Genomic DNA, 26,506 nt, shown 5'->3' with positions numbered 1-26,506 from the left:
TGGCACGGCCGGTCAGCCCGAGGTCGAGGACTGTCCGCCCTGGGACGGCTTCCCGCCCTGCCCCTGCTGACCGGTCAGGCCCTGCAGGGCCGCCAGCCCCTGCTGACCGGCCTGGGCCGGCAGGTTGGTCAGGTTCTGCAGGCCCTGCACCGCCTCCAGGAGCTTGGGCAGCACCTGGAGCAGCTGGGTGAGCTGGGTCGGGAGCGCCATCAGGTCGCCCGCCCCGCTCGCCGCGTGTCCGAGGCCTCCGGCCAGCTGACCGAGCCCGCCGAGCGCACCGGCCGCGCCGCCGACCGCGGCGAGCGGATTGGCCGCCCCGCCCAGCGCGGCCAGGGGGTTGCCCGCCCCGCCCAGCGCGGCCGCGAGCGGGTTGCCGCCGCCCGCGGCGCCGGTGAGCGCGGCCAGGGGGTTCTGCACGGCGCCGCCGATCCCGCCGAGGGCGGCCAGCGGATTGGCGACACCCGCGAGCGCGGTCGCCGGGTTGACGGCCCCGGCCAGTGCGGCGAGGGCGTTCGGGGGCAGGTCGGCCAGCGTGCTGACGGTCTTGCCGGAGCCGCGCGACGATTCTGAGTCGTCGTCCCGGTTCAGGAGGTCGTCGAAAGCCTCCTTCCAGCTGTCGGTCATATCACCGACCAGATCCTTGAAGATGTCCTGGATGTTCTTGCTGTTGCCCATGGGTGTGGTCCCTTTCCGTTTCTCTGCGATGGGAGAGGTGCGGTTTTCGGGTGTTATCGGGCGCAGCCTTCCAAGGCTTTCGCGCAGACGTTCTTCAATCGTGCGCGGCCCCTGGTGAAAGCAGCCTCTGCCGCCTTCACGGAAATGTTGTGCATGCGGGCGAATTCCGCAGTGGAAATACCCTTGGCGCGGGCGAGTATGACCTCCTGCTCCCGCCCCCGCAGGTGTTGTACCTGGCCCAGAAGCCATCTGCCGAAGTCCTCGTCGCAGACGTCCTCCTCGGTCGTGCCCGGGGGTTCCGCGAGCGCCGCACGCTGGAGGAGTCTGCTGCGACGGTCCATGTCACGGTAGAAGTCGATGCAGAGGCGAAGCGCCACGGACGTCAGAAAGGCACCGAGTCGATTCCTGTCCAACGTGGCGTGGGCGGCTGCCCGGGCCATGGTTTCCTGAACGCAGTCCTCGGCGTCCTGAAAACTTGGTAGTCTTCGCCGAACCAGCCGCATGAGGCGGTCCTGATGCTGGAAGATTTCTTCCCAGGAGCATTCAGCGGGCGATTGGCAGGTGGAATGTCGCACCATCGTGGATTGCAGCCCGTTGTCTCTCGGATTGAGCAGGGAGAACCGCGGCCGACTTTCCATTTGCTCGGCCATGTGGTTTTCCTACCCGAGGCCCTGGAGCGGCAAACCGGAATATGTGCCTCCGTCAGTCGGCAGAAATGTTTTTCCGTGCTCATTTCCGAGGAGCGGACCGCCGCGTCCAGTCGCGGTTCCAGTTGCGCCACATGTCCCGTACGGTCTGGTGCACTTGGGAGCTGCCGGCGCGCAACTCGGTGGTGTAGGCCTGGACCGCTTCCTTGCCCACCAGCCGCGCTCCGCCGGTGAAGTAGGAGCCCCGGACGTGCTGCGGTGAGCGGTACTTGCCCCACAGCAGGATCTTCATCAGCGGCCAGAGGGTGAACACCCCGGACGGGCACCGGTCGTCGGGGTCCAGGGTGCCCCACACCGCCGGGACCAGTCCGCTCTCGCCCAGCAGCTCGTAGATGCGTGCGATCGTCTGCTCCTTCGTCAACTCGCCCGCACGATAGGCGAGTACGGCGTCCCGCGACTGGTCGAACATCCGCTCCACCCAGGGGTTGTCCATGCCCTGGAGACCTCGGTACGGCGGCTGCTCCAGCACGTCGAAGCAGGCCGGGTCGTGCGTCTTCTCGTACGTCACGGCGGCCTGGTTCTGGGCGTTCGTGCCGTACAGCGTGGTGATGGTCCACACGCGGTTCCAGGCGTTCCACAGGTCGAAGTCGTCGAACGCGATGTAGCTGCAGGACACCAGGTCGTCGTAGAACCGGAACATGCGCTTGGTCCAGTGGTCCAGGTACGCGAACCGGGCGGTGTCGAAGTCGTCCTTGCGCACCGCGTCGATCAGCCGGTGGCCCAGGGCGTTGAGCGCCATCACGGTGACGGCGAGACCGCTGGAGAAGAGCGGGTCGATGAAGTCACTGGCGTGCGGCAGCAGGCACCACCGGTCGCCGACCACCTTCTGCGAGGCGAACTGGGTGCGGTCGGTGGACACGTACGGCCGGACCGCCCGCGCCCGCTCGAACTGCCGGGCCACACTGGGGAACCGGTGCACGTACCGCCAGAACTCGTCCTCCGCCGAGATGTCCTCCGGCCGCGGGTACCGGTCGAGATCGAGGTTGAGGCCGACACTGCACAACTGGTTCGTGCTGGTCGTCTGGTTGTCGAACGGGATGACCCAGAACCATCCGCCCGGGAACATGTGGTGGAGCGTTCCCTGGCTGAACGGGCTGGGCATGCCGTGCTGTGCCCGCGAAGGCGCCACGGCGTCGAAGGGACGCACGTCCACCATGTGCGTGAAGATCGTGCGCGACCTCGTGCGGTAGGGCGGTTCCTGCCGCAGCCCGAGGCGCTCGGGCAGGACCGCCCGCATGCCGCCGGCGTCGACCACGTACGAGGCCCGGAAGGTGCCCCGGTCCCGGGTGACGAGGGTCGCGCCGTCCTCCTCGAACTTCACGTCGTCGACCATGGTGTGGGTGTACGCGGTCACGCCGTAGGACACGGCGACGTGGAACATGTACGCGTCCACGTCCTGCCGGAAGTAGTGCGAGTCGGGACCGAGCGGAGGCCCCCAGGTGGGGTACTGGGTGCACTCGTCGGGCCGGGTGGGCTCACCGTCACGGTGGTAGATGAAGCTGAAGTTTCGCTTGACCCCGCTGTTCGACGACACGTGGCGGCGCAGTGCCGCGTTGGTCGCCAGGTGATCGAGCTCAGGGACGTCGTAGCGGCGGGCCAGGACCCGCAGCCCGAAAGTGGTCTCGGGGACGGTGGACTCTCCGATGGCGAACCGGGGGTGGCCGCTGCCTTCGAGCAGCAGCACCCGCACGCCGTGACGTGCGAGTACGGTCCCCAGCATCGTCCCGCCGATGCCGCCTCCGACGATGGCGACATCGAAAACACGCTGGTCTTCTTGCATGTCTGCGGTTCCTTTCGCGACGGGAAGAGCGAGTCGCCGGGCTCCCTGGTCACCGGCGGGTGACCGGGGAGCCCGGCAGCACCCGGCGCAGCCCGCAGGCCACCAACCGGGCGGAGAAGGACACGGCGAACCAGGGGGTGGGCGCCTGCCCGGCCAACAGACGGCGGTCGCCGGGCACTTGCCGCTCGCCGCGCCCGGTGACGTCCAGCCACACGCCGAAGTGCAGCAGCCGCGCCTCGGGTCCGGCGTCGCGAGCGGGGAACGGCCGCATGTGCTCGCGCACCGCACGCGTGAGGGTCGTGCGCCGCACCGTGCCCACCTGGTGCCGGGCCAGGAAGTGGTCGAGCAACTGGGCGGAGCGGTACGGGAATCCACCGCGACCGAGTGGAGTACGCCCTACCAGCCCGGCGTCGTGGAAGGCCGCGGCGGCCAGCAGACCGACCCGGTCGTAGGCCGTCCCGTGGGTCCGCGCACAGGCGTCGGCCAGCAGGAACGTCCGCAGCGAGTGCACGGCGACGCGGGGTGGCAGGAGCCGGCACATCTCCTGCAGCGCGGCGCCCGCGAGGGGGTGCCCGAGCAGCTCCGCGAGGGCCGGGCGGCCGAGCAGCGGCTGCCATGTCTCGGGCAACGCCTTCGGCGGATCGGAGTGCGAACTCGCCCCGCTCCCACCGGGATCGGGAACCTCCGGCATTTCAGGCCCTGCGGCCATGGCTCAACCCCCCTTGCCTCACTACCTATTGGCTGTGTCCTTCTCATCTGTCTTTACGCTCGGGCCGCCCCCGCCCCCCGCTCCCCGTTGCGCAACGCTCCGTCCGCGTAAGCGCGTTGGCGTGCAACCGACGGCGCGCGATACCTGCAACGCGCTCCGGGCGTACGTTCCGGCCGTCCCATCGGAGCCGTGGCCTGTTCGAATGAATGAGCCCTACTCACCCGTTGTGGGGGTGCGGGCGCGGGTAACGGCCGGGAGGATGCGCCCTTCGCTCCCACTGGTGGCAGATTTCTGTAGTAAACCTCGTGAGGCGCGGGGAGTGTTCAGGGCAGGACCGAATCTCGCCTGTGCTGAAATGCGGTGTTGGTATGGCCAGTTTCCCGATCAGCGACGATTTGCGACTTCCGGCGGAAATCGATGCGTCGGCTCTGACGGAAGTTCCCGAAGGGCCGCCCGAGAGAATTCTGCTGACGGGAGCCACCGGATTCCTCGGCGGTTTCCTGCTCGCCGACCTGCTGGATGCCACCGACGCTCGAATCCATTGCCTGGTGAGAGCGGAGTCGGTCGCTGAGGCCCGGGAGCGGCTCGCCGGTCAGTTACGCGCCCGGGAGGTGCCGGAGCACCACATGTCCCGGATCGACGTCGTGCCCGGCAGCCTGGCGAAGCCGCGGTTCGGCTTGACCGAAGAGGAGTTCACGGACCTCTCGCGCGGCATCGACGTCATTTACCACTGCGGTGCCTGGGTCAATCTTCTGGCGAGTTACCAGATCCTACGCGGCTGCAATGTGTCGGGGACCCTGGAAATCCTGAGACTGGCGACCCGGACCCGCCGGATTCCCGTGCATTACATCTCGACGATGGGGGTGATCCCGGCGGCCCGGGAGGCCGGGACCGGTGTCTCCGGTTACTGCGCCACCAAATGGGTCGCCGAGCAGTTGGTCGCGCAGGCCGCGGACCGCGGATCGCCCACGATGGTGCACCGGCCCGGCGTGATCCTGGCGGACTCGCGCACCGGCCTGGTGGGGAAGTCGGACTGGTTCGTCCACCTGACGACGGCGAGCATCCGCGCGGGCTGCGCCCCCGACCACCCCGGTCTCCTGCCGGTGGGCACGGTCGACTTCACCAGCCGCGCCATCGTCGACCTGTCCCTGAGCCGGCGTGCCCGAGGACAGGTGTTCCACGTGATCGATCCCGAGCCGCTGCCCTTCCGGTCGTACTTCCAGGGCTTCGCGGACGCGGGTGTCGACCTTCCGCTCGTTCCGTTCGACACCTGGCTGGAGCGGCTTCGCGACCTGGGCGACGCGGTGCCCCGCAGCACCCTGCGGCTGGCCGGCGAGACCCTCCGGCAGATGATCCCGGCCCCGGGGCAGGACACCGCCGGCCCCACCGCGGCGTCCGCGCACCGTGCCCCGCCGGTGCTCGACTCCGACTACTTCCGCAGGATGCTCGCCTTCCTGGGCCGCGGCGCCGTGCTGCCCGCCCGGTGACCCACGCGCGGTTCCTTCCTCGCGTTCCTTCCGTCCCTTCCGTCCCTCCCGTCACCTCTCCCCGCATCTCATCAGCTGGAGTTTCCGCATGTCCCCTTTCACTCTGGAAGACCTGACGGCGATGGTGGCCGAGATCGCCGGCGCCGAAGCGGCCCGGGCGATCTCGGAGCAGCCGGCCGACGCGCCCTTCACCTCGTTGGGGTTCGACTCGATGGCCGTCATCGAACTGGCCGAGCGGATCCAGGAGCGCTGCGGCGTTCCCATCCCGGACGAGGCGGTGCACGACCTGCGCACCGTCCGGCGGACCCTCGACTACGTGAACGGCAAGGCAGCCGTCACCGCGGCGGACGGAGCCCGCTGATGGCCCGGGGCGCGGGACGGCTGACCGGCATCGGCGTCTACCGCCCCGGTGGCCTGCTCACCAGCGCCGAACTCGACACCAGGTTCGGCCGTGAGGAAGGCTGGATCGAGCAGATCACCGGAATCCGGACCAGGCTGAAGGCCGACCCCGACGACACCTTCGTCGAGATGGCCGCGCAGGCGGCGGACAAGGCCCTGGCCCACGCGGGCGTGCTCGCCGAGGACCTGGACTGTGTCCTGTTCTCCTCCGCCAGCAGCGTCGGCCAGGCATCGTGCCGGGCCGCCGGTCTCACCCACCGCATCGGAGCCGGCCGGGCCGGCGGGTTCGACCTCAACGGCGGGTGCGCCGGGTTCGGTTACGGGCTGACCCTGGCCTCCGGACTCATCGCCGCACAGCAGGCGCGTCAGATCCTGGTCGTCGCCGCCGAGCGGCTGAGCGACATCACCGACCCCGACGACTGCGCGACCGTCATGGTCTTCGGCGATGCTGCCGGGGCCGCGGTGGTCAGCGCCGCGGAGCACGGCGGGATCGGACCGGCGGTGTGGGGGACCCACGGCCCCGGTGAGCCCTGGATGACCAGCGCCCCGCCCAAACCCGGTGCCGCCCGCCCGTACATGCACATGGACGGCACCCGGGTGGTCCGCTGGTTCGGTTCGCACATGCCGCAAGTGGCCCAGGACGCACTCGACGCGGCCGGGCTCACCTGGGACGACATCGGCGCCTTCGTGCCGCACCAGTGCAACGGGCGGCTGATCGACGCGATGGTGCGCCGACTGCGCCCGCCCGAGCACGTGGCGATCGCCCGCAGCATCGTCACCGACGGCAACACCAGTTCGGCGTCCATCCCGCTGGCTCTGGAGTCGCTGCTCGCCTCGGCCACCGTACGGCCTGGCGACAAGGCGCTGCTGCTGGGCTTCGGCGCCGGGCTGACCTGGTGCGCCCAGGTGGTCGAACTTCCGTAAGGAGCACCTCATGAACGTCACGTCCGCGTCCCCCGCGGTCGACCTCGGGCCCGGTGGCGCACCCGAAGCCGGTGTCGTGGCCCGTCCCCTGTCCCGGCTGTCCGACGCCGATCTCGGCACCCTGCTGATGATCCGCCACTTCGAACTGGCCGTCCTTGAGCTGTTCTCCCAGGGCCGGCTGCACGGCACCACGCACACCTGCCTCGGCCAGGAGTACATCCCCGTCGCGCTCTACCCGCTGCTGGACGAGGGCGACTACGTCTTCAGCAACCACCGCGGGCACGGCCACTACCTGGCCCGCTTCCACGACCCGCACGGTCTGCTCGCGGAGATCATGGGGCGGGCCGGTGCCGTCTGCCACGGAGTGGGCGGCAGCCAGCACATCTACCGCGACCGCTACCTGTCGACCGGCGTACAGGGCCAGAGCCTGCCCGTCGCCGTGGGAGTCGGCCTGCACCTGAAGCGGGCCGAGCCGGGCCGGATCGCGGTGGTCCACATCGGCGACGGCACCTGGGGCGAGGGTGCCGTCTACGAGGCGCTCAACATGGCGCAGCTGTGGCAGGCCCCGGTGCTCGTCGTGGTGGAGCACAACGGGATCGCCCAGTCGACACCGACCGAGCGGCAGATGTCCGGCACCGTCGCGGCCCGGGCGGCGGCCTTCGGCGTCGGCCACCTGCGGATCGACTCCGTGGACGTCAGCGACGTACGCGCCGCCCTCACCCCCGCGGTCGAGCAGGTCCGCGACCGGCACCGGCCGTACGTGGTCGAGTGCGTCACCCACCGGGTGGGCCCGCACAGCAAGGGGGACGACACCCGCGCGGCCGAGGTCCGCGAGCGAGCCGCCCGGCACGACTGGTACCGCCGCTACCGACAGGACCATCCCGCACAGTTCGCCGCCGCCGACCGGGCGCAGGCGGAGGCCGTCGCCGCCGTCGTACGAGAGATCGGCGCGCGTCCGGCGTCCCGATGGGAGGCCCGATGACCAGGCGCCAGCGGGTGGCCGAGAACCTCAACAGCGCACTGCACCACCTCCTCGGCGCCCACCCCGGCACGTATCTGATCGGCGAGGACGTCGCCGACCCCTACGGCGGGGCGTTCAAGGTGACCCGGGGGCTCTCCGACCGCTTCCCGGACCGGGTGCTGTCCTCACCGCTGAGCGAAGGCGGCATCGCCGGCGTGGGCGCGGGCCTGGCCCTGGCCGGCAACCGGTCCGTGGTCGAGATGATGTTCTCGGACTTCGCCGCGCTGGCCTTCGACCCGCTGCTGAACTTCGCCGCCAAGTCCGTGTCGATGTACGGCCGCAGGGTCCCGATGAGCATGGTCGTGCGCTGCCCCACCGGCGGCAACCGCGGGTACGGCCCGACGCACAGCCAGAGCCTGCAGAAGCACTTCCTCGGCATTCCCTCGCTGCACCTGCGGGAGGTCTCCCCGTTCCACGACAACCGGCGGGTACTGACCGCGATGCTCGACCGCGAGGAACCCGGTGTGCTCTTCGAGGACAAGGTGCTCTACACCCGCGCCATGTACCAGGACGGGGTCGTGGACGACCTCTTCCGCTACGAGGTGCTGGCCGATCCCAGCGAGACCGCCCGGGTGTTCGCGCCGGACTGCGGGCCCCCCGACTGGATCGTCCTGGCCCCGGGCGGGCTCACCGAACGGGCCGTCACCGCTCTGCGCACCCTGCTCCTCGAAGAGGAGATCACCTGCGAACTGCTGGTGCCCTCCCAGCTCTACCCCTTCGACAGCAAGGCGCTGCTCCCGGTGCTGTCCCGTGCCGACCGCATCTGCGTCATGGAGGACTCCACGGCCGACGGGACCTGGGGCGAACTGCTCGCACAGCAACTCCACGAGCAGCTGTGGAGCAGACTGGCCCGCCCGGTACTGCCGCTGAGCGCCGAGCCGAGCATCGTGCCGACCGCGGCGCACCTGGAGCACGACGTGCTGCTCCAGCCGTCCACCATCCACCGCGCGATCATGGAGGCGACGAAGTGATCGGCATCGAGCTGCCCACGCTCAACACGAACGACTCCAGCTACACCCTGGTCGAGTGGCTCGTCCCCGACGGCAACAGCATCGAGGGCGAGGAACCGCTGGCGGTCGTGGAGACCTCCAAGGCCAGTGAGGAGATCGAGAGCACCGGCTCCGGAATCCTGCACGTCCTCGTCGGCGGCGGCCAGGAGTGCCGGCCGGGGCAGACCATCGCCTACCTCTTCGAGTCGGCCGAGGAGCGCGACTCCTACCGGGCGTCGGCCGCCACCCCGGCGGCGGCATCCGCACTCCCCGGCGCGGAGCTGAGCATCACCAACGCGGCCCGTGAGCTCGCCGACCGCCACGGCGTGAACGAGGCCGAGCTGCGCGGTCTCGGGCGCACGGTCATCCGTACGGCCGACGTCGAGGCCCTGGTGCGGCGGGCCGCGTCGGCGCCCGCCTCCCCCGAGCGCCGGCTGTCCAGGCAGCAGCGGACGGTGGGGGCGGTGGTGACCGAGTCGATGCGGACCGTCCCGGCCGCGGCCGCTTACGCCAAGGTCGACGTCGGACAGGCGGAGGAACTGGCCCGGCGGCTGTCCGAGCGCACCGGCAGTTTCGTCTCCCTGCCCGTCCTGCTGATCAAGGCGGTGGCGCGTCGGCACGCGGCCCACCCCCTGATGTTCGCCGCGCTCACCGACGACGGCGCGGTGCGCGAGAGCGAACGGGCCCATGTGGGCGTCACCATGGACGCGGGCCGCGGCCTGTACGCGCCGGTGGTGCACGACGCCGCCGAGCTGAGCGGCGACCGGATCGCCGACCTGCTGACCGGCTTCCGGAGCAAGGCGTTCAGGGGCACGTTCCAGGCCGCCGAACTCGCCGGGGCCAACATCATGGTCGCCCCGCACACCACCGAGGGCATGCTCCTGGCCACCCCCATCGTCTTTCCCGGCCAGACCTGCGTGATCTCCGTCGGCGCCGTCGACGACCAGGTGCTCCTGGACGCGCAGGGCACGCCTCGCACCCACCGGTTCGTCCACCTCGGCCTGGTCTACGACCACCGGGTGGTCAACGGCAGGGACGCGATGGCCCTGCTCAAGGACGTCAAGGAGGAGCTGGAGGCACCGGCCGCGCTCGGCTGACCGCCGACCCGCCGCCACAAAACCCCACCACACGGAACCCACCACACGGAACCCCACCACCTCCGGGGTACCGCCCGTCGGACTGGAAAGGACACCCCTGACATGACCACCGACACCACACCCCACAGCCGCGCCTACGACCTGCTGGCCTCGGTTCTCAGCAACAAGTTCGAAGTGCCCGCCGAGGCCATCGTCCCCACCGCGACCTTCGAGCAGCTGGACCTCGACTCGCTGGCCGTGGTGGAGCTCTTCGTCGTCCTCACCGAGGAACTCGGCATCGAAGTACAGGACGGCGAGGCCGACCCGGACCTCACCCTGGCCGGCGTGGCCGACCTCATGGCCGAGGCCGTCAAGCAGTGACCGGCGCCCGTCCCGACGTCGCCGTCACCGGGATCGGCCTGGTCACTCCGGCCGGAACCGGTCGCGAGGCCACCTGGGACGGTGTGTGCGCGGGCCGCCCCACCGCCCGGCACGTCCCCGAACTCAAGGGCCTCCCGGTCGACTTCGCCTGCCTCGTGCCGGACTTCTCCCCCCGCGCTCACGTCCCCGGCTCACGCCCCTGGCAGTACGACCGCTTCACCCAGTTCGCCCTCTACGCCGCCCTGGAAGCGGTCCGTGACGCCGGTCTGGACCCGGCCGACTGGGACGCGGACCGCGTGGCGGTGGTCTTCGGCAGCTCGGCCGGCGGCACCGGCACCATGCTGGAACAGCACCGCAAACTGCTCGAACAGGGCACGGCACGCGTCTCACCGCTGCTGCTGCCGATGTTCCTGCCCAACATGGCCACCGGACAGCTCACCATCCACCTGCGGGCCCGGGGCCCGGCGCTGTGCACGGTCACCGCCTGCGCCTCCGGCGCCACCGCCATCGGCACCGCCCTGCAACTGCTGCGCTCCGGGGCCTGCGACATCGCCGTCGCGGGGGCCTCCGACGCGGTCGTACAGCCCCTCTGGGTCACCGGCTTCGACCGGATGGGGGCGCTGTCCCGGCGCGGCGACGACCCGCGGGCCGCCTCCCGGCCGTTCGACACCGACCGGGACGGCTTCGTCATGGCGGAGGGCGGTGCGGCCCTGGTCCTGGAGCCGGCGAGTGCGGCCAGGGCCCGTGGACGCCCCGGCTACGCCCTGCTGGCGGGCTACGGGGCATCGTCCGACGCCCACCACCCCGTGGCACCCGACCCCGAGGGCAAGGGCGCCGCCCTCGCCGTGCGGCGGGCCCTCGACGACGCCGGCGCCCGCCCCGCGGACGTGCAGCACATCAACGCGCACGGCACCAGCACGCCGCTCAACGACGCCGCCGAGGCCCGTCTGATCCGCCGCCTCTTCCCCCACCAGCCCTCCGTGACCTCGGTCAAGGGCACCCTCGGCCACCTGCTCGGCGCGGCCGGGGCGGTCGAAGCGGCGATCACCGCGCTGTCCGTGGCCCACGGCCGGGTGCCTCCCGTGGCCAACCTCGAGAAACAGGAAGGAGACGCCGAGATCAACGCCGTCACCGGCTCCAGCCGGGAGCAGCCCGTCGACCTCGCCCTGAGTCATTCCTTCGGCTTCGGCGGCCACAACGCCGTACTCGCCTTCAGGAATTGCCCCACCGAACCGGCCAAGTCGGCCCCAACGCCGCGCCATTCCCCAACGAAATGGAGAGGACCGTGAGTTACCTCAATCCCCGTATCCCCGGCGTCAATTCGGACGACGTCGTCACGGACATCGCCGAGGCCCCGCACCGCCTGCGTGCCGTCGCCCAAGCCTGCGGAGCGCAGGTCGTCGCGACCGTCGACGTACAGGCGGGAGAGGACGACTGGAACGCCGCGTCCACCGAGGAGCATCCGCGTCCGGTGGTGCTCGTGCACGGCACCTTCGGCAACCGGGGCTACACCTGGAACACGGCAGCACCGCTGCTACGACAGCACGGTCACCGGGTCTTCCGGCTCGACTACGGCCAGCACGGCAACCCCGTGATCTTCGGCCTGGGCGACATCAAGCACTCCGCCCGGCAGCTCGCGGACTTCGTCGACGAGGTACTGCGGCGGACCGGCGCCCAGGAGGTCGACGTGGTCGGCTTCTCGCAGGGCGGCATGATGCCGCGCTACTACCTGAACGCCCTGGGCGGCGGACCCAAGGTGCGCAACTTCGTCGGCATCGCGCCCAGCAACCACGGAGTCACGGCGCAGGGGCTGATGAACCTCGCCCGCCAGATCCCCGGCGCGGTGGAACTGCTGGAACAGGGCGCCGTCGGGGAGGTCGTGCCGGCCTGGCCGCAACTCCAGCACGACCACCCCTTCCAGCGCGAGCTGGCCGGTCTCGGCGAGACGACGGAGGGCGTCCGCCACACCGTCATCGCCACCCGGTACGACGACGTGGTCACTCCGTACACGTCGTGCGCCCTCGCGAAGAGCGAGGGCCGCTACGTCAACAACATCGTCCTTCAGGACATCGACCCGGACGACCACACCCCGCACGTGAGCATGCCCTACAACGCCACCGTGCTGAACGAAGTCCTCAAGGCCCTGGCCGACTGAGGCCTGCTGCCGTCCAGGAGGACGCGGGCGACCAGCGCCGGGTCGTCGTTCATCGGGACGTGGCCGCAGCCGGGCAGCCGCACCAGGCGGGCCCGCGGAATGGTGCGCTTGGCGCGTATGCCCTGCCGGGGCAGGAGCAGCCGGTCCCGGTCGCCCCACGCCACGGTGACGGGGACGCCGGGCACGTCGTCGGTGAACAGCACGCTCCGCCCGGCCCGGAGCGTCTCGGCGAACCCCTGCGCGTGTGCGAGCGCCAGCGTCTCGGCGACGACCGCCTCGGGGGAGCGGCGGCCGGGACGGGCGTAGATCGTACTCGTCAGCGCGGTGCGGCCGACCGCGGTGCGGGACAGCCGCTCGACCAGCGGGAGGGGCAGGCTCCGGGCGGTCCGGCGCATCCCCGTCAGGACGCCGAAGGCGTAGCGCCGCTCGGCCCGCGTCCAGAAACCGGCCGGGGACAGGGCCGTCACCGACCGCACCAGGTTCTCGCGGCCGAGCCCCAGGGCCAGCAGACCGCCCAGCGAGTTGCCGGCCACGTGCGGCCGGTCGAGCCCCAGCGCCGCGCAGAAGGCGCCGAGTACCGCGTTCGTCGTCGGCAGATCGTGCGGCAGGCCGTGCGGCAGCGCGGACGACTGCCCGAACCCCGGCAGGTCCACGGCCACCACCTCGCGCTCGGTCGCGAGGATGTCGACCACCGGGTCCCAGGCCTGCCGGTGGTGGCCTATGCCGTGCAGCAGGAGCAGCGGCTCGCCGGCGCCCACGCGCGCGTAGGCGAGCGTGATGTCACGCGGACCGTGGGCGGTGGGGGCCGTGAAAGAGAGCGTTGCGGACATGGGGCTCCTTGTCGGGAACAGGTGTTCCGGGAACGCATGCGCGATGACGTCGGGTAGACAGCTTGTCAGCAATTACTACCGACGGGTAGTCCCGGTGTCGGGTGCGAGCGATTCCGTCTGGACACCACCGGACGCGTCCGCTGGGATGGTGGGGTGAGCACCGACATCGCGACCGACGTCTTCGAAGCACACCGGCCCGTCCTCATGGGCGTCGCCTACCGCATGCTCGGCCGCCTGGCCGACGCGGAGGACGTGGTCCAGGAGACGTGGCTGCGCTGGTCCGGCGCCGACCGCGCCGCCGTGCGCGAACCCCGCGGATACCTGGTGCGCGTCACCACCCGGCTCGCCATCGACCGGCTGCGCCAGGTCAAGTCGCGCGGCGAGACCTATGTGGGCCCGTGGCTGCCCGAGCCCTACGTCACCGACTTCGGGGACGCGGTGCCGGACGCCGCCGAGCGGGCCGTCCTCGCCGACTCCGTCTCCCTCGCCGTCCTCGTCGTCCTGGAGTCGCTGTCGCCGCTGGAACGGGCGGTGTTCGTCCTCAGGGAGGCCTTCGGCTACCCGTACGCGGAGATCGCCGCCATGCTGGAGCGCGGCGAGGCCGCGGTGCGCCAGCTCGCCGGACGCGCCCGCAGGCACGTCGACGAGCGGCGCCCCCGCTACGACGTCGACCCGGCGCAGCGCCGCGACCTCACCGAGCGCTTCCTCGCCGCCGCGGCCGAGGGCGATCTGGCCGGCCTGCTGGCCACGCTCGCGCCGGACGTCCGGCTGGTGGGCGACAGCGGCGGCCGGTCCAAGGCGCCGCTGCGCGTGCTGGAGAGCTCCGACAAGGTGGGCCGTTTCCTGCACGGGGTCGCGCGGCAGGGCATCCCGGACGTCACCTTCCACTTCCTGGAACTCAACGGCGGCCCGGCCCTGCTGATCCGCTCCGGCGGCAAGCCGGACTCCGTCGTGCAGGTGGACGTCGTCGACGGCCGCATTCAGTCGATGTACATCATCCGCAACCCGGACAAACTGGTTTCTCTGGCCGACGTTCCCTGACCCCGCCCCGTCTTCCCTCCGGCATCCCACGGCCCCGGCCCCCGTCCCGCGACGGGGGCCGGGGCCGTTCCGTCGCGGGATTGGTCTTGACCAAGGGGGTGGGGCGTTTTATCGTCGCAGAGAACTGCAACAACCTTTAATAAACAAGGGCGTCAAAACGCCGCCGGAACACGGCGATTGCGGAGGACAGGGTGGGGACCACGCAGCTGGAATCGGTGCCGGAGCCCAAGTACTGGCACCTCAGGACCGTGCTCAGCCAGGCGCTGGACTCGGAGTTCGAGGTGGGCGAGATCCTGCCCAACGAACGCGACCTCGCCGCCCGCTTCGGCGTCGCGCGCGCGACCCTGCGCCAGGCCCTGGAGCAGCTCGAGCTGGAGGGCAGGCTCCAGCGCCGCCGGGGCGTCGGTACGACCGTGGCGCCGCCGCGCGTCGGCGTGGCCGTCGGCACCCGGGAGCACACATGGCCCGGGACGGCCGACGACGCCTGGCAGCCGGCCGACTGCGTCCTCGCGGCAGCTCCCGCGGCCGTGGCCGACGCCCTGGAGACCGACCGCGACGAGCCGGTCCACACCGTCCGCCGCTCCCGCGTGAGCCACGGCCAGCCCGTCGCCGCGGAACTGCTGTACGTCCCGGCGTCCTCGGTGCCCGACCTCACCGCCATCGACGCGCCCTCCGGCCCCGCACGCGCGCGTGCCGTCCTGCGTGAACTGCAGCGCGGGGACCTGGAGCGGCAGGAGAGCGCCGTCGAGCTGGGCTCGGCCGGCGCGGACGACGCGAAGGAGCTGGACCGACTCCCGGGCGCGCCCGTCCTGGTCGTCACCACCCGCTACCTCGCCGAGGGCCGCACCGCCGCCGTCTCCGTCGCCACCTACCGCGCGGACACCTGCCGGCTGACGTTCGGCGACTCGGGCGATGTGGAGATCCACCACGGCCCCGAGACCCGGGCCTCCTGACCGACCCGCCCCCGCCGCGGACCCGCGCCCCCACCGCCGCCCGTGGATCAGCGGCGGGCCGTCGCGCCCTCGACCGCGAAGAGCTGCTCCTCCACATGGTCGAGGGCCAGCCGCAGCGCCCCCGTCGCCACGGCGGCCTCGCCGAGCAGCGACAGGGCCACCCGCGGCGGACGCAGGCAGTAGCGGGCCAGCTCCCGGCGCAACGGCTCCAGCACGCCGTCGAGGCCGGCCGCCCACCCGCCGATGACGACCATCTCGGGATCGAGCGCCAGCGCCAGCGCCGCCACGTCGTGCACCAGCCGCTGGATGAAACGCTCGACGGCCGCACGGGCCCGCTCGTTCCCCTCGCGGGCCTTGGCGAAGACCTTGGCCACCGCCTGCTCGTCCAGCGGATGCAGCGGCTGGTCCGTGGTGGACAGCAGCGTCTCCGGCGTCACGTCCCGGCCCAGCAGGTGCAGCGCGCCGATCTCCCCGGCCGCCCCGCCGTACCCCCGGTGCAGCCGCCCGCCGATCAGCGCCCCCGCCCCGGGGCTGAGCCCCGCCAGCACGAACACGATGTCGTCGCACTCGGTGGCGGTCCCCTTCCAGTGCTCGGCCACCGCCGCCGCGTTCGCGTCGTTCTCCACCAGCACCGGGCACTTGAAGGACCGGCTCAGCCGCTCGCCCAGGCCCAGACCCGTCCATCCGGGCAGCGCGGTGCCCAGGCGGACCGTGCCGTCCGCCTCGACGATGCCGGGCGTGGCCGCGCCGACCGCCCGCAGCGAGCCGCGCGCCACACCGGCCCGGCGCAGCAGCTCGGCCACGGCCGTACGCAGCCGCTCCAGCCGCTCGTCGGCCGGCGCGTTCTCGTCCACGTCCTTGGCCTGGGCGCCGATCACCCGGCCGTCCAGGCCGGACAGGAGCGCGGCTACCCGGTGCGGGCCGATCTCCAGGCCCAGCAGGTGCCCCGCCTCCGCCCGGAACCGGAACCGCCGCGCGGGCCGCCCCTGCCGCCGGGCCGTCCCCTCGTCGGCGGCCGCCTCGACGACCACACCGGTCTCTATCAGCCCCTCGACGACGCCCTCGACGGTCGGCCTGGACAGCCCCGTCACCCGGGTGATCTCGGTCAGCGTCGCGGAGTCCGTCGCACGCAACGCGTGCAGCACCACAGCGGAATTGATCCTCCGCAACAGCGAAGGATCCCCGCCGGTCAGGCCTGCCAAGGTCCGTCCTCCCAGCTCGTGCGCGTGTGGGCCGGATGGTACTCGGCCCGCCGAACCCCGGCGAGTTCCGGTCCGCCGTTCCCGCTTCCCGCGGCGCCCTCAGCCGGGCGCCACGAACCCCGACTCGTACGCCGTGATCACCGCCTGGGTGCGGTCGCGCGCCCCCAGCTTCGCCAGTACGGCGCTCACGTGCGACTTCACCGTCTCGGTGCCGACCACCAGCCGGGCGGCGATCTCCGCGTTCGACAGCCCCCGCGCCATCAGCCGCAGCACCTCGCCCTCCCGCTCGGTCAGCCGGGCGCGCGCCAACTCGGCGTGGGCCGCGCGGTTCCCGCCGCCGTCGCCGTACTCGGCGGCCAGTTGCCGCACCGAGGCGGGGAACAGCAGGGACTCGCCCTCGGCGATCAGCCGCACCGCGTGCACGATCTCGGCCGGTCGGGCCCGCTTGAGCAGGAAGCCGTCGGCGCCCGCGCGCAGCGCCTCGTACACGTACTCGTCGTTCTCGAAGGTCGTCACCACGAGGATCTTCGGCGGCTCGGCCACCGTCCGCAGCAGCGCGCGCGTGGCCTCGATCCCGTCGAGCAGCGGCATCCGGACGTCCATGGCGACCACGTCCGGCCGCACCTGCCGCACCAGCGGGATGACGGCCGCCCCGTCGGCCGCCTCACCGACCACCTCGATGTCCGGCTGGGCCTCCAGCACGGCCCGCAGACCCGCGCGCACCAGGGGTTCGTCGTCGACGAGGAGCACTCTGACCGGCATCCGCCCAGCGTAGATCAGCCGAGCGGCAGCTCGACGTGCACCTGCCAGTCACCGGCGCCGTCCGGCCCCGTGCGGGCCCGCCCGCCCAGCAGCGCGGCCCGCTCCCGTATGCCGCGCAGACCGCTCCCGCGGCCCGGGGCGGCCCTGCCGTCCGGCAGCGGATTGCGCACCTCCAGGGTGAGCGTCCCGTCCGCGACCCCGATACGGACCAGGGCCGGCACCGGACCCGCGTGCCGCAGCACGTTGGTCAGCGCCTCCTGGAGGATGCGGTAACCCTCACGGGAGACCGGGCCCGGCAGGCTCTCCAGCGGACCGGCGACCTCGGCGTCGACCTTGGCCCCGGAGGCGCGCGCGGACTCCAGGAGCCGGTCGGCGTCCGTGAGCGTCGGCCGGGCGCTCACCGGCCGCTCCGCCTCCCGCAGCACCCCGAGCACCCGCTCCAGGTCCTCCAGTGCCGCCCGGCCGGTCTCCTCGATCGCCGTCAGGGCCCGGTCGGTGAACTCCGGGCTGTTCGCCGCGCGAGCGGCCCCCGCCTGGACGACGGCCACGGTCAGCGCGTGGCCGATGGAGTCGTGCAGCTCGCGCGCGATGCGGGTGCGTTCCAGGAGCTGCTCGGTGCGTTCCTCGAGCGCGCCGAGCCGTTCGGCGGCGGACGGGCCGAGCAGTCGCCGGGCGGCGGCGGTGAGCACCTCGCCGAGGCCGACCACGACCGCGTACAGCACGAGGAGTGGGAGCGGCGCCAGCAGGCCGTAGACCCAGTGCGGCCCGCCCGACAGGGCGGGCAGGTCCTCGGTCTCGTGCCCGACCGTGCGCGCGGCCAGGGAGTACGCCACGATCGGCAGCCAGATCGTGAGGTAGGCGGCCACTCCGCCGAGCAGCGTCCTCATCTCCAGCCAGAGCACGGTCCGCCAGCGGTCCCGCCAGGCCGTGGCGGGCAGCGTGGCGAAGTCCGGGTCCGCCTCGTCCGGGGTCAGCAGCAGCCGGGCCTGCATCACCTCGCCCACGCGCACCGCCGGAATCAGACCCACCGGCACCAGCACGAGCAGCGGCACCCAGGGCAGCTCCGGCTCGACCCACCACCACACGCTGATCGCGGCCACCGGCACCCACAGGTGCAGCAGCCGGGTGTACGTCCTCCCGCGTACCAGCGGGCGCAGCAGGCGAACCATCCCGTCATCGTGTCATCCGGCACCGACGGCACGGCTCCCCCGCACGGGGGAGGCACGGTCCACCGGTGGGGGAGGCCCCCGCGCACCACGCTCCGCCACGCTGGAGCCATGACCAGCATCGACGTCCGCAACCTCACCAAGGAGTACGGCACCCGACGAGCCGTCGACGACCTCTCCTTCACCGTGTGCCCCGGCCGGGTCACCGGCTTCCTCGGCCCCAACGGCGCCGGGAAGTCCACCACCATGCGGCTCGTCCTGGGCCTGGACCGGCCTACCTCGGGAACCGCGACGGTCGGCGGACGCGCCTACACCACCCTCGACGAGCCGCTGCGGCACGTCGGCGCCCTGCTCGACTCGGAGGCGGCGCACGGATCGCGCACCGCGCGGGACCACCTCCGCGTCCTGGCGGCGAGCAACCGCGTCCCCGCGCGACGGGTCGGGGAGGTGATGGAGCGGACGGGCATCGCATCGGTGGCCCACCGCCGGGTGAAGACGTACTCCCTGGGCATGCGTCAGCGCCTGGGCATCGCCGCCGCGCTGCTGGGCGATCCCGGCGTGGTGATGCTGGACGAGCCCTCCAACGGACTGGATCCCGAGGGCATCATCTGGATCCGCGAACTGCTGCGCGGGCTCGCCGCCGAGGGGCGCACGGTGCTGGTCTCCAGCCACCTGATGAACGAGACCGCGTCCTTCGCCGACCACCTCGTCGTCCTCGGCCGGGGCCGCCTGCTCGCCGACACGCCGATGCGCGAGTTCATCGACGCGCGCGTGCAGCCGCGGGTGCGCATCCGGACGCCGGACGCGACCGCGCTCAAGGCCGCGCTCGCCCGGCACGGACACGACGCCGTGGAACACGACGACGGGTACTGGACCGTGCACCACGCGCGCGTGGACGACGTCGGCCGGATCGTGTCCGGCGCGGGCGTACCCGTCCTCGAACTGGCCTCGGACGAGGGCACGCTGGAACAGGCCTACCTCGACCTGACCGCCGCCGAGACCGAGTTCGCCGCACAGCCCAAGGAGGCCTGACCATGAACCTCACGCCCGTCCTCCGCGCCGAGGCGCTCAAGGTGCTCACCCTGCGCTCGCTGTGCGGCTCTCTGCTGGCCCTGTTCGTGGTCACCACGGCGTTCTCCGCACTGGCCGGGTCGTCCGACGCCTCCGATCCGGACTTCGACCCGCTGTTCACCGCCCTGTCCGGTGTCATGCCCGGCCAGATCGCGGCCATCGCCTTCGGCGCCGTCGTCGTCTCCTCCGAGTACCAGGGCAACGGGATCCGGCTCTCCCTGGCCGCCGTACCGCAGCGCGGCCGGTGGTTCGCGGCGAAGCTGGCGGTCGCCGCCGTACCGGCCCTGGTGGTGGGACTGGTCACCGCGCTCGCCGCCCTGCTCGCGGCTCGTGCGGGCCTCGGCACGGCGGCGGCCGGGCTAACCGTCGGCGAGCAGGTCCGCGGCGTCGTGGGCTGCGGGATCTACCTCATGCTCATGGCCCTGTTCGCGGCCGGGCTCACCACCCTGTTCCGCAGCGGAGTGGCCACCCTGTCCACCCTGGTCCCGTTCATCCTCATCGTCTCCTTCGTGATCGGGGACGCGGCGGGCACAGCGGCCGACTTCCTGCCCGACAAGGCAGGTCAGATCGTCCTCTACCGGACGCACGACGGGACCCTGGGGCCCTGGACGGGGCTCGCGGTGACCGCGCTGTGGGCCGCGGCCGCCCTCCTCGCCGGATTCTGGCGGCTGCGCCGCCGGGACGCCTGACCGCGGACGACTTGGCGGGGAGGCTGACGCCCCGCCAATTGTCAGTGGCGGCGGGTTTACTGGAGGCATGAACATCGCGCGGCACCTCGCCCTCGTCGACGAGCTGTGCTTCCGGCCCTTCCCGGCGGAGCACGGCCCGTCGGACGGGGGCACCGCGGGTCCCGGGTACTTCACGGCGGTGCTGGAGAGCAGCCGCGGCCTGCGCGGCCGCGCCCCGGGCGAGCGGGCGGCGACGGTCGAGCAGTACGAGAAGGAGCGGGACGCCCTCTGCGAGCGTCTCGCCCCGCGCTGGGGCGGGACGGACCCCGTCAACCTGCAGACGGTCCTGCTGCGGACCGAGCGGGAGCGGATACCCGAGCCGTGGGCCGGGCTGAGCGCCGACGCCCGCGTGGCGTACGTCTGGGAGGTCGCGGGCACCGGCCGCTGGGTCGCGGTGGCCGTCACCGACCGCGACGAGGCGGACGAGGTGCGGCTGCTGGCGGTGATCACGCGGGAGGCACCACCGTGACCGCGGCCCACGCCTAGGCCTGCGCCCCCGACCCGTGCGCGTCCGTCCCGTGCGCCCCCGTCCCGTGTGCCGCCTTCCGCAGCCGGGCGTACTCCTGTGCCATCGTCTGCGCCGTCCAGTGCGCGTTGAGCCCGCTGGGATTGGGCAGCACCCACACCCGCGTACTCCCGAACGTCCGCTCCTGCGGCCCCACCCGGGCCTTCGGTTAGTCGAAGGCGGCCCGGTACGCGGTGACACCCACCACCGCCAGCCAACCGGGCCGCAGCCGCGCCACCTTCCGCGCCAGCAGCCGGCCGCCCTCCCGGTACTCCTCGGCGGTCAGCTCGTCCGCCCGCGCGCTGGCCCGCGCCACGACGTTCGTGATGCCGAGCCCGTACGAGGGCAACTGCCCCTGCTCCGACGGACGCAGCAGCCGCGGAGTGAACCCGGACAGATGCAGCACCGGCCAGAAGCGGTTGCCGGGACGGGCGAAGTGGTGGCCCGTCGCCGCCGTCATCAGGCCGGGGTTGATGCCGCAGAACAGCACGCGGAGGCCGTCCGCGACGACGTCCGGTACGAGACGGTCGCGGGCGGCCTCCAGCTCGGCCCGGGTGAAGCGGGTCAGAGGATCGCTCCGGGGGCGTAACCGGCGGCCTCCGGGTGCCGCTTGACGATGTCCTCGATCCGGCCGACGACGACACCGACCTGGTCGGCCGCGGCGCCGGTGAAGGAGAGCTTGTCGGCCATCAGCGCGTCCAGGGCGGCACGGTCCAGCGGGATGCGGTCGTCGGCCGCCAGCTTGTCGAGGAGCTCGTTGCGCTCGGCGCCCTGCTCGCGCATGGCCAGCGCGGAGGCGACCGCGTTCTCCTTGATCGCCTCGTGCGCGACCTCGCGGCCCACACCGCCCCGCACCGCGCCCATCAGCACCTTCGTGGTGGCCAGGAACGGCAGGTAGCGGTCCAGCTCCCGGGCCACCACGGCCGGGAAGGCACCGAACTCGTCGAGCACGGTCAGGAAGGTCTCCAGGAGCCCGTCCAGCGCGAAGAAGGCGTCGGGGAGCGCCACCCGGCGCACCACCGAGCAGGAAACGTCGCCCTCGTTCCACTGGTCGCCCGCCAGCTCGCCGGTCATCGAGGCGTAGCCGCGCAGGATCACCGTCAGGCCGTTGACGCGCTCGCAGGAACGGGTGTTCATCTTGTGCGGCATCGCGGACGAGCCGACCTGGCCGGGCTTGAAGCCCTCCGTGACCAGCTCGTGCCCGGCCATCAGCCGGATCGTCTTGGCCAGCGAGGACGGCGCGGCGGCGAGCTGCACCAGCGCGGTGACGACCTCGTAGTCCAGGGAGCGCGGGTAGACCTGGCCGACCGAGGTGAACGCCTGCGAGAAGCCGAGGTGCCCGGCGATCCGCCGCTCCAGGTCCGCCAGCTTGCCCGCGTCACCGCCGAGCAGGTCCAGCATGTCCTGGGCGGTGCCGACCGGGCCCTTGATGCCGCGCAGCGGGTAGCGGCCGAGCAGCTCCTCCACCCGGCCGTACGCCACGAGCAGCTCGTCGGCGGCGGTGGCGAACCGCTTGCCCAGCGTCGTGGCCTGCGCCGCCACGTTGTGCGAGCGGCCGGCCATGACCAGCTCGGCGTACTCGCCGGCCAGCTTGCCGAGGCGGGCCAGGACGGCCACGGAACGGTCCCGGACCAGCTCCAGCGAGAGCCGGATCTGGAGCTGCTCGACGTTCTCCGTCAGGTCGCGGGAGGTCATGCCCTTGTGCACGTGCTCGTGCCCGGCGAGGTCGCTGAACTCCTCGATCCGCGCCTTCACGTCGTGCCGCGTGACCTTCTCGCGCTCGGCGATCGAGGCCAGGTCGACCTGGTCGAGGACGCGCTCGTAGTCGGCGATCGCGGCGTCGGGCACCTCGATGCCCAGGTCCTTCTGGGCCCGCAGCACGGCGAGCCAGAGCTGCCGCTCGAGCTTCACCTTGTGCTCGGGCGACCAGAGGGTGGCGAGCTCGGCGGAGGCGTAGCGTCCGGCGAGGACGTTCGGGATGCGGGGCTTGGCGGGAGCGGAAGTCACGTAGACGGATTCTACTGGCGATTCGTGCAGGTCGGCGCCGCGGGGCCGTTCGTCGGAACCTACGAAGCGCCGTCGCAACCCGCGAAGGGCCGTGCGGCGCCGGGGATCACCGCGCGGGGTCCCCGTAGGGCAGCAGGTCCGGGCGCTTGGGCGGCAGGCCGTCCCCGGACGAGCGGCCGGTCAGCCTGCGGCCTATCCAGGGCAGCAGGTGCTGCCGGGCGAACCGGACGTCGGCGGTCCTGCGCGACACCCACCCCGGCGGCGGTGTGGCCGGGATCGGCGCGTGCCACTCGGGGTCCTCGGGCTCGTGGCCGAGCGACTGCCACACCGCCTCCGCGACCCGGCGGTGGCCCTCGGCGGTCAGGTGCAGCCGGTCCACGTCCCACATCCGCGGGTCGGCCAGCGACCGGGCCCCGTACAGGTCGACGACCACCGCGCCGTGCCGTTCGGCCAGGTCGTCGATCACGGCGAACAGCGCCTCCATGCGGGGCCGGAAGCGCTCCAGCACCGGTCCCTGCCGGCCGGGACTGCGCATCAGCACCAGCTGCTCGCAGTGCGGGGCGAGCCGCTCCACGGCCTGGGTCAGCAGGTCCCGCACCCGGGCCATGTCGCACTTGGGCCGCAGCGTGTCGTTGAGCCCGCCGACCAGCGTGATCACGTCGGCTCCCATGGCGGCGGCCACGTCCACCTGCTCGTCGACGATCTGTCCGATCAGCTTCCCGCGCACCGCCAGGTTGGCGTACCGGAAGCCGGGGGAGCGGGCCGCCATCCGCGTGGCGAGGAGGTCGGCCCAGCCACGGTAGGAGCCGTCGGGCAGCAGGTCCGACATGCCCTCGGTGAAGGAGTCGCCGACGGCGACGAGACTGGTGTACGCGGGGTTCGTCTGCATGGCGACGGAAATGGTATCCCCTGCACATACCCGCCGGTCGGTCGCCCTCCCCGGTGCCGTCCCCGAGGGCCCGCGGGCCCTGGGGACGCCGGGCTCACGTCCGTTGCCCGAACAGCTCCCGCAGGACGTCCTCCATGGTCACCAGACCCGCCAGCCGCCCGTCGGAGCCGAGCACCGCCGCCAGGTGCGTACGGCTGCGCCGCATGGCGGTGAGCACGTCGTCCAGCGGGGTGCGCTCGCGCACCCGGGCGATGGGGCGCATGTCCCGCAGCCGGAACGGCAGGTCCCGCGGCGAGGCGTCCAGGGCGTCCTTCACGTGCAGGTAGCCGACGATCCGCCGCCCGTCGTCGACCACCGGGAAGCGGGAGAACCCCGACTGCGCCGACAGCCGCTCCAACTGCTCCGGGGTGATGCCCACGCGCGCGTGGACGACGCGTTCCAGCGGCAGCACCACGTCCCGCACCGGCCGCCGGCCCAGCTCCAGGGCGTCGTGCAGCCGCTCCCGGGCCCGGTCGTCGATCAGCCCGGCCTCGCCCGCGTCCTTGACGATCTCCGCCAGCTCCGCGTCCGTGAAGGTCGCCGCCACCTCGTCCTTGGCCTCGACCCTGAGCAGCTTGAGCAGCCCGTTCGCGAAGGCGTTGACCGTGAAGATCACCGGCCGCAGTGCCCGGGACAGCGCCACCAGCGGCGGCCCGAGGATCAGCGCGCTGCGCACCGGCTCGGCGAGCGAGATGTTCTTCGGGACCATCTCGCCGAGCAGCATGTGCAGATACGTCGCCAGTGCCAGGGCGAGCACGAACGACACCGCGTGCCCGGCGCCCGACGGCACGCCCACCGCGTGGAACACCGGCTCCAGCAGGTGCGCGATCGCCGGTTCCGCGACGATGCCGAGGACCAGCGTGCACAGCGTGATGCCGAGCTGCGCCGCCGCCAGCAGGGCCGACACGTGCTCGAGCCCCCACAGCACGCGCTTCGCCCGGGTGTCGCCCTCCTCGGCGTACGGCTCCACCTGGCTGCGGCGTACGGAGATCAGCGCGAACTCGGCGCCCACGAAGAACGCGTTGACGACCAGGGTCGCCAGACCGATCAGCAGCTGTACGGCGGTCACCGGCCGGCCTCCCCCTCGTTCTCCCCGCCGCCCGGGCCGGGCCCGGCGGCGTCGGTTCCGTCGGTTCCGTTGGCTCCGTCGGTTCCGTCGTCAAGGGGGGCGTGCATCAGCACCCGGGCGGCCCTGCGCCCCGTGGCGTCCACGACGTCCAGCCGCCAGCCGGCGACATCGAGGCTGTCGCCCACGGCGGGGATGTGCCCGAGACCGGCCGCCACCAGCCCCGCGACCGTCTCGTACGGGCCCTCGGGCACCCGCAGGCCCAGTCGTTCGAGCCGGTCCACGCGCGCGGAGCCGTCGGCCCAGTACAGCGCGTGCCCCGCTTCGTCCGTGCCCGCCGGATCGAGGTCGGGCGTCTCGTGCGGATCGTGCTCGTCCCGCACCTGGCCGACCACCTCCTCGACGATGTCCTCCAGCGTGGCCACCCCGGCCGTACCGCCGTACTCGTCGATCACCACGGCCATCGTGCGCCGCCCGGAGAGCCGGTCCAGGAGCCGGTCCACGGTCAGCGACTCGGGGACCAGCAGCGGCTCGCGCATCAGGTCGGCGACCGGCATCCCGGGCCGCCGCTCGGCCGGCACCGCCAGGACGTCCTTGACGTGTGCCGTCCCGACCACGGCGTCGAGGCTGTCCTGGTAGACCGGGAACCTGGACAACCCGGTCGCCCGCGTCGCGTTCGCCACGTCCTCGCACGTCGCCCGGACGTCGAGGGCCACGACCTGGACGCGCGGGGTCATCACCTGCTGCGCCGTCAGGTCGGCCAGGTTCAGGGTGCGCACGAACAACTCGGCGGTGTCGGCCTCCAGCGCGCCCTCCTTCGCCGAGTGCCGGGCGAGCGCCGCCAGCTCCTGCGGGCCGCGCGCGGACGCCAGTTCCTCGGCGGGCTCCACGCCGAAGCGGCGCACGATGCGGTTGGCGGTGTTGTTCAGATGGGTGATGAAAGGGCGGAAGACCGCACTGAACCAGCGTTGCGGGCCGCCCACCCGCTTGGCCACGGCCAGCGGCGAGGAGATCGCCCAGTTCTTCGGCACCAGTTCCCCGACGATCATCAGGAACACCGTCGACAGGGCGGTGCCCAGCACCAGCGCCAGCGAGGACGCCGCCGAACGCGACACCCCGAGGTCCTCCAGCGGCCCCGCGATCAGCGCCGCGACCGACGGCTCGGCGAGCATGCCGACCACCAGGTTGGTGACCGTGATGCCGAGCTGGGCGCCGGAGAGCTGGAAGGTCAGGTTCCGTACGCCCTTGAGGGCGCTCGCCGCGCCCCGCTCGCCCCGGGCCGCCGCGCGCTCCAGTTCGCCGCGCTCGACGGTGGTCAGCGAGAACTCGGCCGCGACGAACGCACCGCACGCGAGTGAGAGCAGGATCGCCACCAGCAGCAGGAGCACTTCGGTCATCGGGTCACCTCGGATCCATGATCGGCCAGGAGCAGAAGGTTCGCCCGATGTTCAAGCCTTCAACCTTTCGCCTGGCGGTCGCTCAGTCGGTGAGCGGCTTCACCCAGCGCCGCCACTGCTCCTGCGGCTCGTACCCGGCGGCCCGCCAGGCATGCTGGGCCCGCTCGTTGCGGACCAGCACCATCGCGTCGCCGCGGCGCCCGCCGAGCCGGACGAAGCGCTCGTCGGCGGCCGTGAGCAGGGCCGAGCCGATGCCACGGCGCCGGTGGTCCGGGTGCACCGCCAGCCGGTACAGATGGCAGCGCCAGCCGTCGAAGCCCGCGATCACCGTGCCCACCAGTTCCGCCTCGCGCTCGGCCAGGAGCAGCGCCTCGGGGTCGCGCGCCACCAGGCGCTCCACCCCCTCCCGGTCGTCGCTGATGCTCGTCCCCTCGGCGGCCGTCTTCCAGAAGGCCAGCACGGCGTCCAGGTCCTCGGGCCGGGCGGGCCGTATGCGCAGATCCGTCATGCCGCGATCCCACCACGGGCGCCGGGCACCCGTGCGGTT

27 protein-coding genes and 1 pseudogene are annotated in these 26,506 nt (G+C 72.4%); 14 read left to right on the top strand and 14 right to left on the bottom strand.

What is annotated here, in order from left to right; all coding sequences use genetic code 11:
• Window positions 1–12 precede the first annotated feature (12 nt).
• The 4 genes from ACH4D3_RS25465 to ACH4D3_RS25450 all read right to left on the bottom strand — a co-directional run bounded on the left by ACH4D3_RS25465 (window position 13) and on the right by ACH4D3_RS25450 (window position 3,871).
• Window positions 13–675 carry a hypothetical protein gene (locus tag ACH4D3_RS25465; RefSeq protein ID WP_398326081.1) on the bottom strand — a complete coding sequence of 221 codons (663 nt, stop codon included), beginning with the start codon at window positions 673–675 and terminating at the stop codon, window positions 13–15.
• A 53-nt stretch (window positions 676–728) separates the two neighbouring features.
• Entirely contained in the window at window positions 729–1,325 is a 597-nt protein-coding gene (locus ACH4D3_RS25460; protein WP_398326078.1) for an RNA polymerase sigma factor, read from the bottom strand.
• A gap of 79 nt (window positions 1,326–1,404) precedes the next feature.
• Window positions 1,405–3,162 (bottom strand): NAD(P)/FAD-dependent oxidoreductase, encoded by a 1,758-nt coding sequence (locus ACH4D3_RS25455; RefSeq protein ID WP_398326075.1) that lies wholly within the window; start codon window positions 3,160–3,162, stop codon window positions 1,405–1,407.
• A 49-nt stretch (window positions 3,163–3,211) separates the two neighbouring features.
• Entirely contained in the window at window positions 3,212–3,871 is a 660-nt protein-coding gene (locus ACH4D3_RS25450) for a hypothetical protein (protein ID WP_398326072.1), read from the bottom strand.
• Window positions 3,872–4,239: 368 nt separating this feature from the next.
• Between ACH4D3_RS25450 and ACH4D3_RS25445 the strand changes: the two genes are divergently transcribed.
• The 9 genes from ACH4D3_RS25445 (at window position 4,240) to ACH4D3_RS25405 (ending at window position 12,303) form a co-directional block, all read left to right on the top strand.
• Window positions 4,240–5,358, top strand: a complete 1,119-nt coding sequence (locus ACH4D3_RS25445) for a thioester reductase domain-containing protein (RefSeq protein ID WP_398326069.1) — start codon at window positions 4,240–4,242, stop codon at window positions 5,356–5,358.
• 88 nt (window positions 5,359–5,446) lie between these two features.
• Window positions 5,447–5,719, top strand: coding sequence for an acyl carrier protein (locus tag ACH4D3_RS25440; protein ID WP_398326066.1), 273 nt, complete (start codon window positions 5,447–5,449; stop codon window positions 5,717–5,719).
• Window positions 5,719–6,681 (top strand): ketoacyl-ACP synthase III, encoded by a 963-nt coding sequence (locus tag ACH4D3_RS25435; protein WP_398326063.1) that lies wholly within the window; start codon window positions 5,719–5,721, stop codon window positions 6,679–6,681. Before ACH4D3_RS25440 ends, ACH4D3_RS25435 begins: the two co-directional genes overlap by 1 nt.
• A gap of 10 nt (window positions 6,682–6,691) precedes the next feature.
• Window positions 6,692–7,663 (top strand): thiamine pyrophosphate-dependent dehydrogenase E1 component subunit alpha, encoded by a 972-nt coding sequence (locus ACH4D3_RS25430; RefSeq protein ID WP_398326060.1) that lies wholly within the window; start codon window positions 6,692–6,694, stop codon window positions 7,661–7,663.
• Entirely contained in the window at window positions 7,660–8,673 is a 1,014-nt protein-coding gene (locus ACH4D3_RS25425; RefSeq protein ID WP_398326057.1) for an alpha-ketoacid dehydrogenase subunit beta, read from the top strand. Before ACH4D3_RS25430 ends, ACH4D3_RS25425 begins: the two co-directional genes overlap by 4 nt.
• Window positions 8,670–9,788 carry a 2-oxo acid dehydrogenase subunit E2 gene (locus ACH4D3_RS25420; RefSeq protein WP_398326054.1) on the top strand — a complete coding sequence of 373 codons (1,119 nt, stop codon included), beginning with the start codon at window positions 8,670–8,672 and terminating at the stop codon, window positions 9,786–9,788. The genes ACH4D3_RS25425 and ACH4D3_RS25420 overlap by 4 nt, the downstream gene beginning before the upstream one ends.
• A 102-nt stretch (window positions 9,789–9,890) precedes the next feature.
• The gene (locus tag ACH4D3_RS25415; RefSeq protein WP_398326051.1) at window positions 9,891–10,148 is read left to right on the top strand and encodes an acyl carrier protein; all 258 of its coding nucleotides are present in this window, start codon (window positions 9,891–9,893) and stop codon (window positions 10,146–10,148) included.
• Window positions 10,145–11,437 carry a beta-ketoacyl-[acyl-carrier-protein] synthase family protein gene (locus ACH4D3_RS25410; protein ID WP_398326048.1) on the top strand — a complete coding sequence of 431 codons (1,293 nt, stop codon included), beginning with the start codon at window positions 10,145–10,147 and terminating at the stop codon, window positions 11,435–11,437. The genes ACH4D3_RS25415 and ACH4D3_RS25410 overlap by 4 nt, the downstream gene beginning before the upstream one ends.
• Window positions 11,434–12,303, top strand: coding sequence for an esterase/lipase family protein (locus ACH4D3_RS25405; RefSeq protein WP_398326045.1), 870 nt, complete (start codon window positions 11,434–11,436; stop codon window positions 12,301–12,303). Before ACH4D3_RS25410 ends, ACH4D3_RS25405 begins: the two co-directional genes overlap by 4 nt.
• On the opposite strand, the gene ACH4D3_RS25400 is transcribed toward ACH4D3_RS25405, so the two are convergent.
• Window positions 12,255–13,133: an alpha/beta fold hydrolase gene (locus tag ACH4D3_RS25400; RefSeq protein WP_398326042.1), complete on the bottom strand. Its 879-nt coding sequence runs from the start codon at window positions 13,131–13,133 to the stop codon at window positions 12,255–12,257. The genes ACH4D3_RS25405 and ACH4D3_RS25400 overlap by 49 nt on opposite strands.
• 153 nt (window positions 13,134–13,286) lie before the next feature.
• Here ACH4D3_RS25400 and ACH4D3_RS25395 point away from each other — a divergent pair, with 153 nt between their 5' ends.
• Together ACH4D3_RS25395 and ACH4D3_RS25390 are read left to right on the top strand one after the other, a co-directional pair.
• Window positions 13,287–14,174, top strand: coding sequence for an RNA polymerase sigma-70 factor (locus ACH4D3_RS25395; RefSeq protein ID WP_398326039.1), 888 nt, complete (start codon window positions 13,287–13,289; stop codon window positions 14,172–14,174).
• A 191-nt stretch (window positions 14,175–14,365) separates the two neighbouring features.
• A complete protein-coding gene (locus ACH4D3_RS25390; RefSeq protein ID WP_398326036.1) occupies window positions 14,366–15,127 on the top strand; it encodes a GntR family transcriptional regulator in 762 nt (253 codons plus the stop codon).
• 47 nt (window positions 15,128–15,174) lie between these two features.
• Here ACH4D3_RS25390 and ACH4D3_RS25385 read toward each other — a convergent pair whose 3' ends face one another.
• The 3 genes from ACH4D3_RS25385 to ACH4D3_RS25375 all read right to left on the bottom strand — a co-directional run bounded on the left by ACH4D3_RS25385 (window position 15,175) and on the right by ACH4D3_RS25375 (window position 18,260).
• A complete protein-coding gene (locus ACH4D3_RS25385; RefSeq protein ID WP_398326033.1) occupies window positions 15,175–16,329 on the bottom strand; it encodes an ROK family protein in 1,155 nt (384 codons plus the stop codon).
• 99 nt (window positions 16,330–16,428) lie between these two features.
• Complete coding sequence (locus tag ACH4D3_RS25380; RefSeq protein WP_398326030.1) at window positions 16,429–17,091, bottom strand: response regulator; 663 nt, start codon at window positions 17,089–17,091, stop codon at window positions 16,429–16,431.
• A 14-nt stretch (window positions 17,092–17,105) separates the two neighbouring features.
• Window positions 17,106–18,260 carry a sensor histidine kinase gene (locus tag ACH4D3_RS25375; RefSeq protein WP_398326027.1) on the bottom strand — a complete coding sequence of 385 codons (1,155 nt, stop codon included), beginning with the start codon at window positions 18,258–18,260 and terminating at the stop codon, window positions 17,106–17,108.
• A 108-nt stretch (window positions 18,261–18,368) separates the two neighbouring features.
• Between ACH4D3_RS25375 and ACH4D3_RS25370 the strand changes: the two genes are divergently transcribed.
• The 3 genes from ACH4D3_RS25370 (at window position 18,369) to ACH4D3_RS25360 (ending at window position 20,525) form a co-directional block, all read left to right on the top strand.
• Entirely contained in the window at window positions 18,369–19,289 is a 921-nt protein-coding gene (locus tag ACH4D3_RS25370; RefSeq protein WP_398326024.1) for an ATP-binding cassette domain-containing protein, read from the top strand.
• A gap of 2 nt (window positions 19,290–19,291) precedes the next feature.
• Window positions 19,292–20,017 carry an ABC transporter permease gene (locus tag ACH4D3_RS25365; protein ID WP_398326021.1) on the top strand — a complete coding sequence of 242 codons (726 nt, stop codon included), beginning with the start codon at window positions 19,292–19,294 and terminating at the stop codon, window positions 20,015–20,017.
• 67 nt (window positions 20,018–20,084) lie between these two features.
• The gene (locus ACH4D3_RS25360; protein ID WP_398326018.1) at window positions 20,085–20,525 is read left to right on the top strand and encodes a hypothetical protein; all 441 of its coding nucleotides are present in this window, start codon (window positions 20,085–20,087) and stop codon (window positions 20,523–20,525) included.
• 13 nt (window positions 20,526–20,538) lie between these two features.
• Here the strand turns inward: ACH4D3_RS25360 and mug are convergent.
• From mug to ACH4D3_RS25330, 6 genes and pseudogenes are all read right to left on the bottom strand, one after another.
• A pseudogene (mug, locus tag ACH4D3_RS25355) lies at window positions 20,539–21,105 on the bottom strand (G/U mismatch-specific DNA glycosylase).
• A gap of 20 nt (window positions 21,106–21,125) precedes the next feature.
• The gene (gene purB / locus ACH4D3_RS25350) at window positions 21,126–22,568 is read right to left on the bottom strand and encodes an adenylosuccinate lyase (protein WP_398326015.1); all 1,443 of its coding nucleotides are present in this window, start codon (window positions 22,566–22,568) and stop codon (window positions 21,126–21,128) included.
• A gap of 106 nt (window positions 22,569–22,674) precedes the next feature.
• Window positions 22,675–23,457 (bottom strand): SGNH/GDSL hydrolase family protein, encoded by a 783-nt coding sequence (locus ACH4D3_RS25345; protein WP_398326012.1) that lies wholly within the window; start codon window positions 23,455–23,457, stop codon window positions 22,675–22,677.
• A gap of 94 nt (window positions 23,458–23,551) precedes the next feature.
• Window positions 23,552–24,565, bottom strand: coding sequence for a hemolysin family protein (locus ACH4D3_RS25340; RefSeq protein WP_398326010.1), 1,014 nt, complete (start codon window positions 24,563–24,565; stop codon window positions 23,552–23,554).
• Entirely contained in the window at window positions 24,562–25,959 is a 1,398-nt protein-coding gene (locus tag ACH4D3_RS25335; RefSeq protein WP_398326008.1) for a hemolysin family protein, read from the bottom strand. Before ACH4D3_RS25335 ends, ACH4D3_RS25340 begins: the two co-directional genes overlap by 4 nt.
• Before the next feature lie 82 nt (window positions 25,960–26,041).
• Window positions 26,042–26,467, bottom strand: a complete 426-nt coding sequence (locus tag ACH4D3_RS25330) for a GNAT family N-acetyltransferase (RefSeq protein WP_398326006.1) — start codon at window positions 26,465–26,467, stop codon at window positions 26,042–26,044.
• Between the last annotated feature and the right edge of the window lie 39 nt (window positions 26,468–26,506).

Source organism: Streptomyces sp. NPDC018026 (assembly GCF_044327745.1).
Taxonomy (GTDB): domain Bacteria; phylum Actinomycetota; class Actinomycetes; order Streptomycetales; family Streptomycetaceae; genus Streptomyces; species Streptomyces rubrogriseus.
Note: the sequence above shows the minus strand (reverse complement) of the source record. Positions and strands in the feature narration are given on the sequence as shown.